Genomic DNA, 15,030 nt, shown 5'->3' on the forward strand with positions numbered 1-15,030 from the left:
TCCTTATAACATCTCGATAAACGCGGCAACGCGGGTGCTCAGTTGCCCGATGTCCGACGTCGAGTAATCCGTCTCAATAGCCATATACGGAATGTTGTGTTGCTGGCGCACATGGCGTTTGATGGCCAGAGACTCAACGGCGTAGGTGTGGCACGCCTGTAAAATCACATCGATTACGCCATCGGCCTGGTACTCTTCTACCATCTGGCTGAGCAGTTTCAGGCGCTCATCGTTAGGCGAGATGCAGGAGCAACCAATCGCCAGATACTTGTCGGTCAGCGCATCGTACACATCTCCGCTCTCGTCAACGCAGCGTTCAGTGGCTTTCGCGCCAGTGCAGTTTTCATAACCCACCACCCAGCCGCCGTTTTCTTCAATGGCGCGCACGACTTTTTCCGCTGCGCCGCCAATCGGACAACCGGTGATCAAAATACGTGGGCGGGGATCCAGGCGTTTTCCGGCCTGCCATTCGTTGCGGATCCGTTCGGCCATGGCATTCAGCTCGTCGATCAGCGCTGCTTTATCAAAGCGGAAAGTCGCCCCGTACACCACTTTCAGGATATCTGTACCGCTCAGCGCGGGCGGGTTGAGCTGCCCCACGCGGTAGAAGTTTGCCAGCGCCTGGCGTTCACGGTTTTTCAGCGCAATGGCATCGCGCAGCGCTGCTTCGCTGATCGGCTGACCAAAACGGTGTTCGATGGTCTGTTGCAAGCGCAGGATCTCGGCTTTCCACAACGCGCGGGAAGCCGCATCCGCTGCGCTGTTCGGCAGTTGCATCACATGCACGGCTTTGAACTCCGCCATGTATTCGTACATTTTCTTTTTGCCATCGCAGGTGGTTTCACCCACCACCAGATCGGAAAAGTAGAAGTAGGGGCACTTGTCGGTTTTGCCAAAGCCGTAGCTGCTTTTGATCAGCGGGCAGAGGTTGCGCGGCAGATCTTTTTCCGCTTCTTCGATGGTTTCGTCGTTAGTGGAGCAAAGCGAGACCACCACGGCACCAGCGGCCATCGCGATCTCTTGCGGCATAAAAGTACAGTAAGTACCTACCAGTGGGATGCCCTGTTCTTTCAGATCCATCACGGTGAGAAAACCTTTCTGGCGGGCTTCGGAGAATTGTTCAAAGACGTCCGGGAGTGCGGTGATAAGCGACATGATTTTCCTTCCCCGTGACACGGGAGATGATAAAAAAGACGCCGCATTATAGGCATGCAAAAGGAAGGGGAATATTGATCTCCAACTGATGAAGAGCAGAAACGCGATGAGTGAAACAGGTTCAGAGGATCTTTTTCAGATCCATCTCTTCCTGGATCCGTTCGCTGTAGAGCGCATGTGTGCGGATGGCTTCCTCTATGCCGGCATTGTAAAAGGCGGGGCCAATCTGTTCGGCGATAAAGTCGATAAAAAATTCCGCGTCAAACTGCTCCAGCTCCAGTTCGAAATGCGTTTCGCAGTACGCTTGCAATTTGTTGCGTAACTGCTCGCGTTCGCTGTGGGTGAGGGTAATGTCGGCCATGGCGTCTCCTTACACAATAATCAAAAAACGGTAACGTGCAGTAGCACGGGGAGCTGCGAGAGCAAATAGAGGATCAGGCCAATCGATCCGCCGACCAGCGTGCCGTTGATGCGGATAAACTGCAGATCTTTGCCGATATTCAGCTCGACCTGGCGTGACATATCGTGTGCGTCCCAGCTTTTCACCGTGTCGCTAATATGCCCGGTCAGAAAAGCGGCGAAACCCGGTGCGACACGATGTGCGGCCTGTTCCAGATGCTCATTCAGCGAGGCGCGCAGCGCGCCGTCCGCCAGCAGTGTTTCGCCAAACCATAAACCCGCGTCGGTAATGCGTTTTTTCATGCGCGAATCGTCAGACTGCACGTCGGCTTTCATCCAGTTGCGCAAGTCACCCCACATCTCGCCCAGATAGCGATTAAAAGCTTCGTCGTTTTTCAGATAGTCTTTGATGTTTTCTGCCCGTTCGGCCATTTCCGGATCGGTTTTCAGGCTGGCGATCAGTTTTAGCGTTGCGCGATCGAAGGCCTGGCGGATCTGGTGCGTGCGGTCGGCGTTGATGTCATCCAGCAGCGAGTTCACCGCGTCGGAAACCAGTTCCGCGCTTTGCTCACCCAGCCATTCGGTTGGCAGGATCTTCGCTTTTAACGGGTGATCGGTCTCCAGCCAGTGCACCACCTGGCGGGCAATAAAGGCGCGTGAGCTTTCACGCTGCAACAAGGCAATTAACTGGGCTATCAGGCTGTCCAGCAGCTTCTGGTGGCGATTGTTGCGCGTCAGGCTTTCCAGCAACAGCGCGCTGGTTTCCGTTAGATCGACTTTGTCGATGGCTTTATGTACCGCCCGGCGTAACAAGCGCTGGATGCGGGTATCGTCGGCCATTTCCAGAAAGCCGCTCATCACTTGCAGCAAGTGTTGACCCACGCGTTGTGCGTTTTCCGGCTGGCTGAACCAGACACCGATCAGTTGAGCAGGCTGGTGGCGATGGATCAACGCCACGAGTGACTGCGTATCAAGGAATTTCTCCTGCACGAACTGACCAAGATTGTCGCCGATCCGGTCTTTATTGCGCGGGATAATCGCGGTATGGCTGGAAATAAACGGGATCGGCACGCGGCGAAACAGCGCCACCACTGCAAACCAGTCCGCCAGCGCGCCGACCATCGCCGCTTCGGCAATGGCTTTGACCCCGCTCACCCAGAAGTTGGGCGACAGGAACAGCGTGGTGACAAACGTTGCCGCTGCAACCAGCAGCAGTGAGAGCGCCAGACGCTTGGCGCGCTTGAGTTCAGCTAATTTTTCCATGAGTTAAGCATAGAGCGAGACGAGGGGATGGTGCAAAGGTTGAATTTTGTAGCTACAATGTGGCTACAAAAATAAAGGAGGTTCTATGGATTCCGTTATCCGATCGCGTATCGACAGCGAACTGAAAGCGCGCGCCGGGCTGGTACTTGAGAGCTGTGGGCTCAACTGGAGCACGGCAATACGGCTGTTTGCTGAGCAAATCGTCAAAAGTGAGGGTATCCCGTTTGAGGTTACCCGCAAACCAACGGCACGCTTACGCAACGCGATGAGCGAAGCCAATGAGATCACCACACACCAGCATGGACGCTTTAACGGTGTTGAGCAGCTAATGGATAGCTTAAATGATGGGAAAGAGTAAACGCGCGCCACTTCCTTACCGTTCCGATTACACGAAAACATTTGTTAAGGCCTGGGCGCGTTACAACAAAGCGGGTCGCAGAGATATGCATGAAACGGCAGCAATTATGTCGATGGTGCTTTCTGGCGACCCGCTTCCGGCTCAATATAGCGATCATGCCTTAACCGGAAATATGCATGGATTTCGCGAACTTCATCTTGGTGGTGACTACTTATTGGTTTATTGCGTGGATGAGGCCAAACATCTGGTGGTGTTTACGGATTTGGGTACCCACGCTGAGCTCTTTGAATAATTGCCTTAGATGAATTTGCATAAAATCCACAGCCCAAACCCCATCAACACCACGCCCGCGGTACGCTCTATCCAGTAAACGCTACGGCGCAAACGGTTCTGCACAGCAGGCAGGCCGATAAGCGAGACGACGGTTAAATCCCACAGCAGCACCACCATTACCATACAGATGCCGCTGGCGGATTGCTGGAGTAATGTCACGTCCGGCCCGAGCAGGGCAGTCATCAGCGCCAAATAAAACAACGCATTTTTCGGATTGAGCAAGGCGGAACCGAGGCCGATCAGACACTGTTTGCCGATGGACGGGCAGCGTTGCTGCGTTTCATCAAGCGTAAGAGTTTGTGGGCGGCTGCGTACTAAATGACACCCCATCCACAGCAGGTAAAGCGCACCGAGCAGCTCAATGGCGGTGAAGAGCATGGTGAAATGGCGTAACGCGCTCGCGCCGATAATCACCAGCAAAATATAGAGCGCGTTGCCGGAGGCAATACCCACGCAAAGTCCGGCGCTGCCGCGCAGACGATAGCGAATGGCATAGCCCACCAGCAGGAAGAAATCCGGGCCCGGGCTGAGCAGGGCGACAAAATGCGCCAGCGCCAGTGAGGGAAAAGCGGGAGGAAAAATGTCCATAGTGACCTCGGCAGTAAAAAACTGCGGTCACCTTAGCGGCATCGCGGCGCTATTTATTGTCTGATATTGATCGGCCCGTCGCGTACTGGCGCGGCGTGGCGGCGGTATAACTGACAAAGGTTCTGTGAAAATGGCTCTGATCGGCAAACCCGCTCTGATACCCCACATCTGCCAAATTATCTCCGGCGCGCAGGCGACTTTTGGCAAACTCCACGCGGGCGCTATTTAAAAAACAGCCTGGCGTTAGCCCGGTGTCCTGTTTAAAGGTGCGGATCAGCGTCTCTTTGCGCAGCGAAAAGGCGTGCGCCAGTTCATCCAGCGTTGGCGGTTGCTGCAAGTTGCCGAGCAGCGCATCCTGCAACTGCTGACTGGTCGGGCGAAGCGGTGCCGGGTGCCGTGGTGGGCAGGCGAGGGTGGTGAGCAAACGGGCGATAGCCGCGGGCAATGGGCCGGTTTGCCCGTTTTCGATTAACGAGACAATGTGCAGATAGTGCTGGAACAGTTGCGGGCTGCGGATCACCTGCTGCGCACTGGTTGTCTGCGGCAGATAAAGCATATGGTAGCTGCGCGACTGGCCAGGCAACGGGTTACAGCTATGGGGCATCAGTGGCGGAATCACGATCACATCGCCAGGCATCAGCAGGTATTCCTGTCCGTTGCAGATGCAGCGGGTTTGCCCCTCAACAATCGCGCCAATCGACAGTTCCGCATGGCGGTGGCGCTTATAGGCTTGCTGGCTGCGCCAGGTACTACGCAGTTCGACGCCCGGCAAGGTTTCGGGGCGGCAAAATGATTGCTCTATATCGCGCGTTATCGACATGGTTTGCCTCGTTAAGGTCGGTTTTCTGGTATATCACACCCCGCTATTTATCGCGAAAGGCATTATGCAACAGCCGCCACATATGGTGGGCCGCAGGCGTAAAGCGTCGATCGGAGTTGCGCAGCAAATGGCACTGAGCGCTGCTGGCAATCGGGTGATCGAGCGGCACCGCCACCAGCGTGCCCTGGCGAATCGGATCGGCGGCGGCGTACGCGGTCATAAATGAAATCCCCAGTCCTGCCTGGCTTAGCCCCATGGCAGTGGAGAACTGGTTGCAGCGATACGCCGGGTGAAATTGCAAACCCTGGCTTTTAAACATCGCATTCATATGGCGTTGCAGGCCGAAGTTTTCCGTCAGCGCAATGAGCTGGTGCTCAGTCAGTTCTTCAATGGTAATACTTTGCCGCCGGGCGATAGGGTGTTGCGGCGAGACCACTGCGCATATTGGCCCCCACTGAAAGCTGTGGCGTTTAAGTTCCGGGGTGCCAATCGGGCCGAAAGCTAGCGCCATATCCGCGTCGCCGCTGACGATGTCGTTGAGCATCTCCTGCATGCTACCTACCACAATGTCGACAAAAACCTGCGGGTACGACTGCGCAAACTCGCGCATCACGCCTTCGATAAACGCGGTGATAAGCCCGCCGCCAATACGAACCGATATCGTGCCGCCGCGCATATGGCGCAGATCTTTCAGTTGGTTTTCCAGCTTTTCGCGCCGCTGGCGGCTGGCGAAGTAATCCTCTGCCAGCAGACGCCCGGCTTCGGTAAGCACCACGTTACGCCCGCGCCGCTCCAGTAACGGTAGCTGTAACGCGCGCTCCAGTTGCGCGATCTGGCGGCTCACCACCGACGGGTTAACGCCAAGGATATCCGCCGCGCGGCGGATGCCGCCCTGGTTGCCCACTTCATACAGATAACCGACCTGTTTGTCCTGAAACATCCGCCACATTCCTTCATCACTGTTGACCTGAGAGCAACAATAACATCTTAAAGCGGATATTTATCATCCGGATTGAATAGTGATAATCAAATTAATCGCCAGGTTTTGTGGGGAAACAGAAACGAAAAATTGAGAGGGGCTTTTTGCACCAAAAGGGTGCCCAATAACGGTGAGAGGTTATTTTATTAGGGTGATTTCAGGGCTTAATTAAATAATTTTTCAGTAACTTTGCTTTTTATTCTCTGTATTTCGCGGGAAGGTTTTTTATTGCGTATAAATTCGCAGTAAAAGGTTTTAATTTTAGCGCTGGGCTATTCAGGCATGGATCCTGCTTAGTAATAGAACATTGTCATCTGATTATTTTAAAGAGAGATGTTATGAGCGAATCGAAAACGCTGGAGCAACCCGCGAAAGAGCACGCGGATGAGTGGAAAGTCGGGCCTGGCGCCTGGATCTCCCTGGTTATTGTTCTGCTGGTTTTTTCCGGCTTCTTTTTCAAAGTCGACGGTATGGCGTGGCTGGGGGCGTTTGACTTCACCACGCTGGGAGGCGCATTCGGTACCATGAAGTCGCCGGAGACCAGCACCTTTATCGGCAGCGGCGGCATTAGCGCCAAAGCCGGCTTTCTGTTTGCGCTGTCGCTGGTGCCAACGGTGATGCTGGCGCTGGGGCTGCTGGAGATTTTTACCCACTATGGTGCTATCCGCGCAGCGCACAAACTGCTGACGCCGTTGCTTAAACCATTGCTGGGTATTCCGGGTTATACCGGGCTGGCGCTGATCACCGATTTGCAAAGCACCGATGCCGGTGCGGCATTAACCAAAGAGTTGTACGACAGCGAGAAAATTACTCGTAAAGATGTGGTGATTATGGGGGCGTGGCAATATTCCGGCGCCGGGTTAATCAATAACTATTTCTCTATTGGTTCGGCGATGTTCGCCTCGCTGACCATCCCGATTATTATTCCGCTGGTGTTGATGTTTGTACTGAAATTTGTTGGCGCAGCCGTGGTTCGCCTGGCATTAAATACTGTCTATAAGAGGGATTTCGACCATGAGTAATACCGCCAAAGTCTCCGGCAATCCGTTCGATATTTTCGTTATCGGCGCGCGTAAAGGTTTTAATATCGCCATCAATAACCTGATGCCGAATGTGTTAATGGCCTATGTGATCGCCGAAATGCTCAATTTATTGGGCGTGATGCAGATTATTGGTCATATTTGCGCGCCGGTTATGGGGCTGTTCGGCCTGCCGGGCGAAGCCATCACCGTGTTGCTCACTGCCTGGCTCTCCTCCTCCGCAGGGACCGGCGTGGCGGTCAGCCTGCTAAGCAAAGGCCAGCTTGATGTCGGGCAAATAACCATTCTGGCACCCGCCATCTTTTTAATGGGTTCGCAGCTACAGTATATGGGCCGCCTGCTGGGCGTGGCCGATGTACCGAAGAAGTACTGGCCGTTACTGATGGCCGTCAGCATTCTCAACGCGGTTATTTCTATGCTGATAATGCGCGTTATTGCCTGAGAGAAGCACACCAAGGAGTAAGACGTGTCACGTACACTAGAGCACTTTCATTACCTGCATCAGATCCCGGAACTCGGGTTCGAAGAGTATAAAACCTCCGCTTATATCGCTGGGGTACTGGAGGCGGCGGGCTACCAAGTCACGCGCCAGATCAATAACACCACCGGCATCGTCGCCGTGCTGGACAGCGGCAAACCCGGACCGACCCTGGCGCTGCGCGCTGATATGGATGCGCTCGGACACATCATTGATGGCGAGCACGTTGCGCGCCACACCTGTGGTCACGATGGGCATTCCTCTGTGGTACTGACCACGGCGCAGGAAGTGATGGCTGAAGGCGTGGTGAAAAAGGGCAAACTGAAGTTTATCTTCCAGCCCGCCGAAGAGCTAGGCACCGGGGCGATTGCCCTGACCGAAGGCGGCGTGCTGGACGATGTGGACATGCTGCTTGGCTTCCACCTGCGCCCGCTGGAAGAGTGCCCGATGGGCCAGGCCGTTCCGGCGATGTACTATTCGGCGTCCGCCACCGTCGAGGTGATGTTCCACGGCAAAGCGGCGCACGCTGCGCGCCCGCATTTGGGGGTGAATGCGCTGGATGCTGCTGCACATGCGGTGCAGGCGGTGAACGGCATTCACCTTGCGCCATCGCTCACCTGGAGCGCGAAAGCCACGCGTTTCCTTTGCGATGCCGGGGTCACCAACTCCATTCCGGACAAAGCGCAGGTGTGCTGGGATCTGCGTGCGGCAGAAAACGAAGCCATGGATGCGCTGAAACCGCAGGTACTGCGCGCTATTGAAAGCAGTGCTGCGGCCTACGGCGCGCGTGCTGAAATCCGTATTCTTAAGGAGATGCCTGCGGCGATCATTGATGATGAGGCAACTGAAGTGGTTTCCCGCGCGATCCGCAGCGTGTTTGGCGATGCCGGACTGACCGCTCCGAAATCGACGCCGGGCAGTGAGGATTTCTTCCACTACCTGCGCCTGCGCCCACAGGTGAAAGGTGGTTTCTGGGGGCTGGGCGCGAACCTGACGCCGGGGCTGCATCACCCGGAAATGCACTTCGACCGCGAAGCGTTAGCGCTCGGCGTGAAAGTGTTTAAAGCCTGCGTGCAGGATGTGCTGGGCTGATTTTACGGCTTCCAGTTGCTGCGGGGTTTCGTGTTCGTATGGCATCGGCGAGGGGTGAGAAATAAACTCGACAATGCTGCCCCACGGCGTGCACCCGTAGCAAAAGCAATTACCTTCGCCTTTTTCCATGGAGAAACCGAGCGGCTGTGGCGGGGTTAATGCCTCGCCGGCCGCCTTCGCAAAGCGTTGCAGACCAAAATCGTTCGCCCGTTGCGGCTCACGTTGTTCTGGCCCGTGCATTTCAAACAGTTCAATTCCGGGACCGTATTGCATTTTCAGCATTCTGACCGATATTGCCGCAGAACTGCCGTCTGGTGGGCTGAAATGCTCCGGTTTTGGTCGTGAGCTTTCTGATTTAGGCATTAAAGAGTTTGTGAACCAGAAGTTGGTGGCGGTGCGTCGTTAGATTTCCCTTATCTCCTTTTCTCTTGTCCTCTCTTCGCTGAGGAGAGGACACCCTTCCCATCACCTAAAGTTGGATGAAAAATAAGCGTGCGACGATAATTTTGTATATACTTTTTTGTATATACATTCAGGGTTTTGGTGGCGCATACCATCCGTTTCGAAAGTGGGCACGAAGTCGTGCGTATTATCAGTGCGCGTAAGGCTGACAAAAAGGAGAGGAGTCGTTATGAGCATGGTTAAACATAAGCAGGGCGAGATGTCTGCGATCAATAAGCAGCGTGAAGCCGAGCTCAAAGCTCTGGCCGATAAACCCGATGATGAGATTGATTACAGCGATATTCCGCCGACAGAAGATGCGCTTTGGACGGACGCGGTTCGCGGTAAATTTTTCCGCCCTTTAAAAACCCAGGCATCGGTGCGTATTGACGCGGATGTAATGGAATGGCTGAAGCGGCCGGGCAAAGGGTACCAGACCCGGCTCAACGCTATTTTACGCGAAGCAATGATGCGTGATTTGCAAAGCAAAAAGTGATGACAGTGAATGACCGGATGGCGATTGCCAGGTTGACACTTTGTTCTCCCCTCACCCTAACCCTCTCCCCATCGGGGAGAAGGGATCTTACGGTTCAGCATTATCACCGCGGTCTGGTTATTTCCGTAGATCCGCAAACGCTGCTCTGATTTCCTCTTCCGGCAGTTGCACACCGATAAATACCAGCGTGCTGTGTGGGGTTTCATCGCCCCACGGGCGATCCCAGTCGGCGCTGTACAGGCGCTGAACGCCCTGGAATAACAGACGGTTGGGCTCACCGTCGATCCAGAGCATCCCTTTGTAGCGCAACAGTTTTTCCGCAAAGCTCAGCAGCAGGCTCTCCATCACGCGGGAGGCCTCGCTGATGTCCACCGGGTAGTCCAGCTCGACGACGATCGAATTAATATCGTTCTGCTTGTCGGCGATAAAATGGAAGCGCGGTTTGGCCGCCACCACGTTCTCTTCCAGCATAAAACCGTTGGTATTAAACAGCTGCGCCAGTTCGATATCGCCGTGAGTGACGGTGTAAATCGGTGCGCGGGCGTTAATACGGCTCAGCCGTTCGCGCAATTTTTCGCTCTCGCCAGCAACATCGGTTTTGGTCAATAGAATGCGATCGGCATAACCGACCTGCGACTGCGCCAGTGTGAACTGGTTCATCTGCTCATCGGCATGCACGGCGTCAACCAGCGCAATCACGCCGTCCAGCAGATAGCGCTGGCAGAGGATTTCATGGGAGAAGAAGGTCTGAATGATCGGACCAGGATCGGCCATACCGGTGCATTCGATCACCAGCCTGTCAAAGGCGATATCGCCACGATCGAGGCTATCGAGCAGGTCCAGCAGCGCATCTTCCAGCTCATTGGAACGACTACAGCAGATACAGCCGTTAGTCAGGGTTTTGATTTGTGTGGCGCGATCGCCAATCAGCTGATCGTCGACGGAGACTTCACCGAATTCGTTTTCGATAACGGCGATTTTGTAGCCGTGTTGCTCATTGAGAATATGGCGTAAGAGGGTGGTTTTGCCTGCACCGAGAAAGCCGGTCAGCAGGGTCACTGCAATCGGGGTCATACATTCTCCTTTAGCAACAGCGGACTCCGCCCTTGCCGTCGCCGCCATAACGCGCCTGCTGGCGTTCGCGGAAAAATTCTTCGTAGGTCATGTACGGCTTGTCCGGATGGTTGGTCTGCATATGTTCAACATAGTTGTCATAGTCCGGGATGCCAATCAGCATCTTTGCCGCCTGACCGAGGTACTTTTTTGCTTCGCCTAAGTTACCAAACATTATTTGCCCCGGATATATGTGGGGGCCGGACGGCTCCCTCCTCAGGGGGAGCCGTCCGGCCTGGTGACATTAATGATGAGAGGAGGTTTTCACGCCACCTTCCGGCACCGGCACATACGGTGTCTCTTTGTCGGTACGTACCTTGTTGTTACGTACGTTCAGCCAGGTTTTGATGCCGTAGAAGATGATGCTGTAAACCACCACCAGGAACAGAATACTCAAACCGGCGTTGGTGTAGTTGTTCACCACGATATGGTTCATGTTGGCAATCTGTTGCGCTGTCAGCTCACTGCCGCCCGCGGCAATCTTCTCTTTGTACTGGTTAGCCATATACAGGAAGCCTTCCAGTTGCGGGTTGGTACTGAACAGTTTCAGGCCCAGTGCCCAGGTGGTGCACAGCAGTAGCCACATGGCCGGAACCACGGTGACCCAGATGTATTTGGTGCGCTGCATTTTCACCAGGATAACCGTGCCGAGCAGCAGGGCAACGGCAGCCAGCATCTGGTTAGAGATGCCGAACAGCGGCCACAGGCTCTTCACGCCGCCCAGCGGATCAACCACGCCCTGATACAGCAGGTAACCCCACAGACCCACGCAGCCCGCAGTACCAATAACGCCGGCAACCAGCGAGTCGGTTTTCTTCAGGAACGGCACGAAGTTACCCAGCAGATCCTGCAACATAAAGCGGCCTGCACGGGTACCCGCATCCAGCGCGGTGAGGATAAACAGCGCTTCAAACAGAATACCGAAGTGGTACCAGAAGCCCATATCCGCCATTGGCATGATTTTGTGGAACACATGAGCAATACCCACGGCCAGCGTCGGCGCACCACCCGCACGGTTCAGCACCGACGGTTCGCCGATGTCTTTTGCGGTTTGCAGGATCTGCTCCGGCGAAATCACAAAGCCCCAGGAGCTGACCGTCGCCGCCGCATGTGCGGTGACATCTTTCAACTGCGCCAGAATCATCGGCGCGTTATCGCCACCCAGTTCATGCAGGTTTGGCATGGTAATACCGAGGCCTGCCGGCGGGGTGTTCATCGCAAAGTAAAGACCCGGTTCGATAATGGACGCGGCAACCAGCGCCATCACCGCCACAAAGGATTCCATCAACATTGCGCCGTAACCGATAAAGCGGGCGTCGGTTTCGTTCGCCAGCAGTTTCGGCGTGGTGCCGGAGGCAATCAGCGCATGGAAGCCAGAAACGGCGCCACAAGCGATGGTGATAAACAGGAACGGGAACAGCGCGCCTTTCCACAGCGGGCCGGTTCCGTCGATGTACTGCGTTACCGCAGGCATTTTCAGTTCCGGGTTGAGGATAACGATGCCCAGCGCCAGACCGACGATCACGCCGATTTTCAGGAAGGTCGCCAGATAGTCGCGCGGGGCGAGGATCAGCCATACCGGCAGCAGCGCAGAGATAAAGGCATAACCAATCAGCGCGAAGGTGATGGTGGTGTCTTTAAAGGTCAGCGCCGGGCCCCAGTACGGATCGTGAGCGATAATGCCGCCGAACCAGATGGAGGCCACCAGCAGCACAATCCCGATAACCGACACTTCACCCACACGGCCAGGGCGCAGGAAGCGCATGTAAATACCCATAAACAGGGCAATCGGTACGGTAGAGCAGACGGTGAACACGCCCCACGGACTTTCCGCCAGCGCTTTCACCACGATCAGCGCCAGCACCGCGAGGATGATGATCATAATCAGGAAGCAGCCGAACAGCGCAATGGTCCCCGGTACGCGGCCCATCTCCTCTTTGACCATCTCGCCAAGCGAGGCGCCGTTACGGCGGGAAGAGATAAACAGCACCATAAAGTCCTGCACGGCGCCAGCCAGCACCACGCCCGCCAGCAGCCACAGCGTGCCCGGCAGGTAGCCCATTTGCGCGGCCAGTACCGGCCCGACCAGCGGGCCTGCGCCCGCGATAGCGGCAAAGTGGTGGCCAAACAGCACGTAGCGGTTGGTTGGCACATAGTTAAGGCCATCGTTATTGATCACCGCCGGCGTGGCGCGGGTCGGATCGAGCTTCATCACCTTTTGGGCGATGTAGAGGCTGTAGTAGCGGTACGCCACCAGATAAACGGAGACGGACGCGACCACGATCCACAGGGCGCTTACGTGCTCGCCCCGCCGTAACGCGATAACCGAGAGACAGAAAGCGCCGATAATCCCGAGGATCACCCAGGGCACGTGCTTGAAGAGTTTTTTAGTATCCATATCAGACCTGGCTTTTAGCAGAAAAAGAGAATCGGATGTGAGGTGTTGTAAAGGCTGTATGCTGGCCACGATCATGACAAATTACGCGCGCGAAACGGCGACGATTTGGTTGAGTGGTTAGAAATGGACGCTAAGCGGTAACGGAATCGCGGTGAGCGGTTTTTGCACGGGAAAAGTGGCGGAAAATGTGTGATGGCGATCACTCGGAACCCTTGACGGGCGCGGGTCGGGGAGGTTTCAGACTGGCTGCATTATGACTATTGTTTTGGTGAATATTAGCACGATGAGCCATAAAGTTTTCTTATTCCAGGCCGAAAATCTTACATCTGTCTATATGGAAAGAGAAAACATGTTAAATCGCATTAAACTTGTGACCAGTTTGTTACTGGTATTAGGATTATTTGGCCTTTTACAGCTCACCTCCGGCGGCTTGTTCTTCAACGCGCTAAAGCAGGACAAAGAAAACTTCACCGTATTGCAAACCATTCGCCAGCAACAATCTACGCTGAACGCCAGCTGGGTAGCCCTGCTGCAAACCCGTAATACCCTGAACCGCGCGGGTATTCGCTACATGATGGATCAGAACAATATCGGTAGCGGCGCGACCGTGACGGATCTGATGCAGATTGCCAGCACCTCGCTGAAACAGGCGGAAGTGAACTGGACCGCCTACCAGGCGCTGCCGCGCGATCCGCGCCAGAGCGATGAAGCCGCAGCAGAGATCAAACGTAACTACGATATTTACCACAATGCGCTGGCGGAGCTGATTCAATTGCTGGGCGCTGGCAAGATCAATGACTTCTTTGACCAGCCGACACAGCGTTACCAGGACGGTTTCGAGAAACAATACGTCAACTACTTGCAGCAGAACGATTCCCTGTATGAAACCGCCGTCAATGCGAGCGAAAGCTCATATGGTTCTGCGGTATGGATCATTATTACCGTCCTGATCGTGGTGCTGGCGGTGATCGTCGGCGTATGGGCAGGGATCAAACGTGCATTGATCGCGCCGCTGAACCACCTGATCGACAACATTCGCCATATTGCCGGTGGCGATCTGGTGCAGCGTATTGAAGTGCAGGGCTCTAACGAAATGGGCGTACTGGCAGACAGCCTGCGTCATATGCAGAGCGAGCTGGTGCGTACCGTCAGCGATGTGCGTAACGGTGCGAACGCCATTTACAGCGGCGCGAGCGAAATTTCGGTTGGCAACAACGATCTCTCTTCCCGTACCGAGCAGCAGGCCGCATCGCTGGAAGAAACAGCAGCCAGCATGGAAGAGCTGACCGCCACGGTTAAACAGAACGCCGAAAACGCCCGTCAGGCCAGCCATCTGGCGCTGAGCGCATCTGAAACGGCGCAAAAAGGCGGGAAAGTGGTGGACAACGTGGTGCAGACCATGCGAGACATCGCTGCCAGTTCGCAGAAAATTGCTGACATTATCAGCGTGATCGACGGCATTGCTTTCCAGACCAACATCCTGGCGCTGAACGCCGCAGTAGAAGCAGCGCGTGCAGGTGAGCAGGGGCGTGGTTTTGCGGTAGTTGCGGGCGAAGTGCGTAACCTCGCGCAGCGTAGCGCCCAGGCAGCCCGTGAAATCAAGAGCCTGATTGAAGACTCTGTTGGTCGCGTTGAACTGGGCTCCACGCTGGTGGAAAGCGCCGGTGAGACGATGGATGAAATCGTCAATGCGGTCACCCGCGTGACCGATATTATGGGCGAAATCGCGTCTGCCTCTGATGAGCAGAGCCGCGGTATCGACCAGGTGGGTCTGGCGGTTGCCGAGATGGATCGTGTGACTCAGCAGAACGCCTCGCTGGTGGAAGAGTCCGCCGCCGCTGCTGCTGCGCTGGAAGAACAGGCCAGCCGTCTGACGCAGGCGGTTGCCGTGTTCCGCATTATGCAGGAACAGCGTAAAGCGGGAGCCGCCGCTTTCGCCAAAGCCGCGCCGGTTGCCGCCCAACCGCGTAAAGTGGCCGCGACGGATACCGGCGACAACTGGGAAACGTTCTAATTGTCCTCTGCGCCCTGTTGCTCAGGGCGCATTTCCTCGCGGCTTCGCCATGCTATTCTCAGG

At 55.4% G+C, this 15,030-nt stretch carries 16 protein-coding genes and 3 pseudogenes; 9 read left to right on the forward strand and 10 right to left on the reverse strand.

The window, feature by feature from the left end:
• Nucleotides 1–3: 3 nt before the first annotated feature.
• The 3 genes from ACQ3G7_RS09030 to ACQ3G7_RS09040 all read right to left on the reverse strand — a co-directional run bounded on the left by ACQ3G7_RS09030 (nucleotide 4) and on the right by ACQ3G7_RS09040 (nucleotide 2,817).
• The gene (locus ACQ3G7_RS09030) at nucleotides 4–1,155 is read right to left on the reverse strand and encodes a double-cubane-cluster-containing anaerobic reductase (protein ID WP_430889593.1); all 1,152 of its coding nucleotides are present in this window, start codon (nucleotides 1,153–1,155) and stop codon (nucleotides 4–6) included.
• A gap of 121 nt (nucleotides 1,156–1,276) precedes the next feature.
• The gene (locus tag ACQ3G7_RS09035; RefSeq protein WP_263098170.1) at nucleotides 1,277–1,516 is read right to left on the reverse strand and encodes a DUF2164 domain-containing protein; all 240 of its coding nucleotides are present in this window, start codon (nucleotides 1,514–1,516) and stop codon (nucleotides 1,277–1,279) included.
• Nucleotides 1,517–1,536: 20 nt separating this feature from the next.
• Entirely contained in the window at nucleotides 1,537–2,817 is a 1,281-nt protein-coding gene (locus tag ACQ3G7_RS09040; protein WP_430889594.1) for a DUF445 domain-containing protein, read from the reverse strand.
• Nucleotides 2,818–2,902: 85 nt separating this feature from the next.
• On the opposite strand from ACQ3G7_RS09040, the gene ACQ3G7_RS09045 reads away from it, so the two are divergent.
• Together ACQ3G7_RS09045 and ACQ3G7_RS09050 are read left to right on the forward strand one after the other, a co-directional pair.
• The gene (locus tag ACQ3G7_RS09045) at nucleotides 2,903–3,175 is read left to right on the forward strand and encodes a type II toxin-antitoxin system RelB/DinJ family antitoxin (RefSeq protein ID WP_061497949.1); all 273 of its coding nucleotides are present in this window, start codon (nucleotides 2,903–2,905) and stop codon (nucleotides 3,173–3,175) included.
• Nucleotides 3,159–3,467: a type II toxin-antitoxin system YafQ family toxin gene (locus tag ACQ3G7_RS09050; RefSeq protein WP_430889595.1), complete on the forward strand. Its 309-nt coding sequence runs from the start codon at nucleotides 3,159–3,161 to the stop codon at nucleotides 3,465–3,467. Before ACQ3G7_RS09045 ends, ACQ3G7_RS09050 begins: the two co-directional genes overlap by 17 nt.
• Before the next feature lie 5 nt (nucleotides 3,468–3,472).
• Here ACQ3G7_RS09050 and ACQ3G7_RS09055 read toward each other — a convergent pair whose 3' ends face one another.
• Genes ACQ3G7_RS09055 through ACQ3G7_RS09065 form a run of 3 tightly spaced genes read right to left on the reverse strand, consistent with a single transcriptional unit; the run spans nucleotide 3,473 to nucleotide 5,856 of the window.
• Nucleotides 3,473–4,096 carry a LysE family translocator gene (locus ACQ3G7_RS09055; protein ID WP_430889596.1) on the reverse strand — a complete coding sequence of 208 codons (624 nt, stop codon included), beginning with the start codon at nucleotides 4,094–4,096 and terminating at the stop codon, nucleotides 3,473–3,475.
• A gap of 49 nt (nucleotides 4,097–4,145) precedes the next feature.
• Entirely contained in the window at nucleotides 4,146–4,916 is a 771-nt protein-coding gene (locus ACQ3G7_RS09060) for an AraC family ligand binding domain-containing protein (protein ID WP_430889597.1), read from the reverse strand.
• A gap of 43 nt (nucleotides 4,917–4,959) precedes the next feature.
• Entirely contained in the window at nucleotides 4,960–5,856 is an 897-nt protein-coding gene (locus ACQ3G7_RS09065; RefSeq protein WP_430889598.1) for a LysR family transcriptional regulator, read from the reverse strand.
• 377 nt (nucleotides 5,857–6,233) lie between these two features.
• Here ACQ3G7_RS09065 and ACQ3G7_RS09070 point away from each other — a divergent pair, with 377 nt between their 5' ends.
• From ACQ3G7_RS09070 to ACQ3G7_RS09080, 3 genes are read left to right on the forward strand one after another with little or no spacing between them, the layout of a single operon-like run.
• Nucleotides 6,234–6,917 (forward strand): nucleoside recognition domain-containing protein, encoded by a 684-nt coding sequence (locus ACQ3G7_RS09070; RefSeq protein WP_430889599.1) that lies wholly within the window; start codon nucleotides 6,234–6,236, stop codon nucleotides 6,915–6,917.
• Complete coding sequence (locus ACQ3G7_RS09075; RefSeq protein WP_061497942.1) at nucleotides 6,910–7,377, forward strand: YjiG family protein; 468 nt, start codon at nucleotides 6,910–6,912, stop codon at nucleotides 7,375–7,377. Before ACQ3G7_RS09070 ends, ACQ3G7_RS09075 begins: the two co-directional genes overlap by 8 nt.
• Before the next feature lie 24 nt (nucleotides 7,378–7,401).
• A complete protein-coding gene (locus tag ACQ3G7_RS09080; protein ID WP_430889600.1) occupies nucleotides 7,402–8,505 on the forward strand; it encodes a M20 peptidase aminoacylase family protein in 1,104 nt (367 codons plus the stop codon).
• A gap of 2 nt (nucleotides 8,506–8,507) precedes the next feature.
• On the opposite strand, the pseudogene ACQ3G7_RS09085 reads toward ACQ3G7_RS09080, so the two are convergent.
• A pseudogene (locus ACQ3G7_RS09085) lies at nucleotides 8,508–8,796 on the reverse strand (VOC family protein); the annotation flags it as partial.
• Here ACQ3G7_RS09085 and ACQ3G7_RS09090 point away from each other — a divergent pair.
• From ACQ3G7_RS09090 to ACQ3G7_RS09100, 3 genes and pseudogenes are all read left to right on the forward strand, one after another.
• Nucleotides 8,789–8,911: pseudogene (locus tag ACQ3G7_RS09090) on the forward strand (hypothetical protein); the annotation flags it as partial. The pseudogenes ACQ3G7_RS09085 and ACQ3G7_RS09090 sit on opposite strands and share 8 nt — an antisense overlap.
• Nucleotides 8,912–9,042: 131 nt before the next feature.
• A pseudogene (locus ACQ3G7_RS09095) lies at nucleotides 9,043–9,150 on the forward strand (BrnT family toxin); the annotation flags it as partial.
• Nucleotides 9,137–9,442, forward strand: a complete 306-nt coding sequence (locus ACQ3G7_RS09100; RefSeq protein WP_430889601.1) for a BrnA antitoxin family protein — start codon at nucleotides 9,137–9,139, stop codon at nucleotides 9,440–9,442. The pseudogene ACQ3G7_RS09095 and the gene ACQ3G7_RS09100, both read left to right, overlap by 14 nt.
• 117 nt (nucleotides 9,443–9,559) lie before the next feature.
• Here ACQ3G7_RS09100 and yjiA read toward each other — a convergent pair whose 3' ends face one another.
• From yjiA to ACQ3G7_RS09115, 3 genes are all read right to left on the reverse strand, one after another.
• Nucleotides 9,560–10,516: a GTPase gene (gene yjiA / locus ACQ3G7_RS09105; RefSeq protein WP_430889602.1), complete on the reverse strand. Its 957-nt coding sequence runs from the start codon at nucleotides 10,514–10,516 to the stop codon at nucleotides 9,560–9,562.
• A 10-nt stretch (nucleotides 10,517–10,526) separates the two neighbouring features.
• Nucleotides 10,527–10,730: a YbdD/YjiX family protein gene (locus ACQ3G7_RS09110; protein ID WP_088237340.1), complete on the reverse strand. Its 204-nt coding sequence runs from the start codon at nucleotides 10,728–10,730 to the stop codon at nucleotides 10,527–10,529.
• A gap of 69 nt (nucleotides 10,731–10,799) precedes the next feature.
• Nucleotides 10,800–12,953 (reverse strand): carbon starvation CstA family protein, encoded by a 2,154-nt coding sequence (locus tag ACQ3G7_RS09115; protein ID WP_263098161.1) that lies wholly within the window; start codon nucleotides 12,951–12,953, stop codon nucleotides 10,800–10,802.
• Nucleotides 12,954–13,302: 349 nt separating this feature from the next.
• On the opposite strand from ACQ3G7_RS09115, the gene tsr reads away from it, so the two are divergent.
• Nucleotides 13,303–14,967, forward strand: coding sequence for a methyl-accepting chemotaxis protein (tsr, locus tag ACQ3G7_RS09120; RefSeq protein ID WP_430889603.1), 1,665 nt, complete (start codon nucleotides 13,303–13,305; stop codon nucleotides 14,965–14,967).
• The last annotated feature ends 63 nt before the right edge of the window (nucleotides 14,968–15,030 follow it).

This window comes from Kosakonia sp. N21, assembly GCF_050587465.1.
Taxonomy (GTDB): Bacteria; Pseudomonadota; Gammaproteobacteria; order Enterobacterales; family Enterobacteriaceae.

Bases quoted from the DNA above. Each gene is read 5' to 3' on its own strand.
- ACQ3G7_RS09075 (WP_061497942.1), top strand. From the start codon at position 6,910: ATGAGTAATACCGCCAAAGTCTCCGGCAATCCGTTCGATATTTTCGTT.
- tsr (WP_430889603.1), top strand. From the start codon at position 13,303: ATGTTAAATCGCATTAAACTTGTGACCAGTTTGTTACTGGTATTAGGA.
- yjiA (WP_430889602.1), bottom strand. From the start codon at position 10,516: ATGACCCCGATTGCAGTGACCCTGCTGACCGGCTTTCTCGGTGCAGGC.
- ACQ3G7_RS09055 (WP_430889596.1), bottom strand. From the start codon at position 4,096: ATGGACATTTTTCCTCCCGCTTTTCCCTCACTGGCGCTGGCGCATTTT.
- ACQ3G7_RS09050 (WP_430889595.1), top strand. From the start codon at position 3,159: ATGATGGGAAAGAGTAAACGCGCGCCACTTCCTTACCGTTCCGATTAC.
- ACQ3G7_RS09115 (WP_263098161.1), bottom strand. From the start codon at position 12,953: ATGGATACTAAAAAACTCTTCAAGCACGTGCCCTGGGTGATCCTCGGG.
- ACQ3G7_RS09065 (WP_430889598.1), bottom strand. From the start codon at position 5,856: ATGTTTCAGGACAAACAGGTCGGTTATCTGTATGAAGTGGGCAACCAG.
- ACQ3G7_RS09035 (WP_263098170.1), bottom strand. From the start codon at position 1,516: ATGGCCGACATTACCCTCACCCACAGCGAACGCGAGCAGTTACGCAAC.
- ACQ3G7_RS09040 (WP_430889594.1), bottom strand. From the start codon at position 2,817: ATGGAAAAATTAGCTGAACTCAAGCGCGCCAAGCGTCTGGCGCTCTCA.
- ACQ3G7_RS09030 (WP_430889593.1), bottom strand. From the start codon at position 1,155: ATGTCGCTTATCACCGCACTCCCGGACGTCTTTGAACAATTCTCCGAA.
- ACQ3G7_RS09110 (WP_088237340.1), bottom strand. From the start codon at position 10,730: ATGTTTGGTAACTTAGGCGAAGCAAAAAAGTACCTCGGTCAGGCGGCA.
- ACQ3G7_RS09100 (WP_430889601.1), top strand. From the start codon at position 9,137: ATGAGCATGGTTAAACATAAGCAGGGCGAGATGTCTGCGATCAATAAG.
- ACQ3G7_RS09060 (WP_430889597.1), bottom strand. From the start codon at position 4,916: ATGTCGATAACGCGCGATATAGAGCAATCATTTTGCCGCCCCGAAACC.
- ACQ3G7_RS09070 (WP_430889599.1), top strand. From the start codon at position 6,234: ATGAGCGAATCGAAAACGCTGGAGCAACCCGCGAAAGAGCACGCGGAT.
- ACQ3G7_RS09045 (WP_061497949.1), top strand. From the start codon at position 2,903: ATGGATTCCGTTATCCGATCGCGTATCGACAGCGAACTGAAAGCGCGC.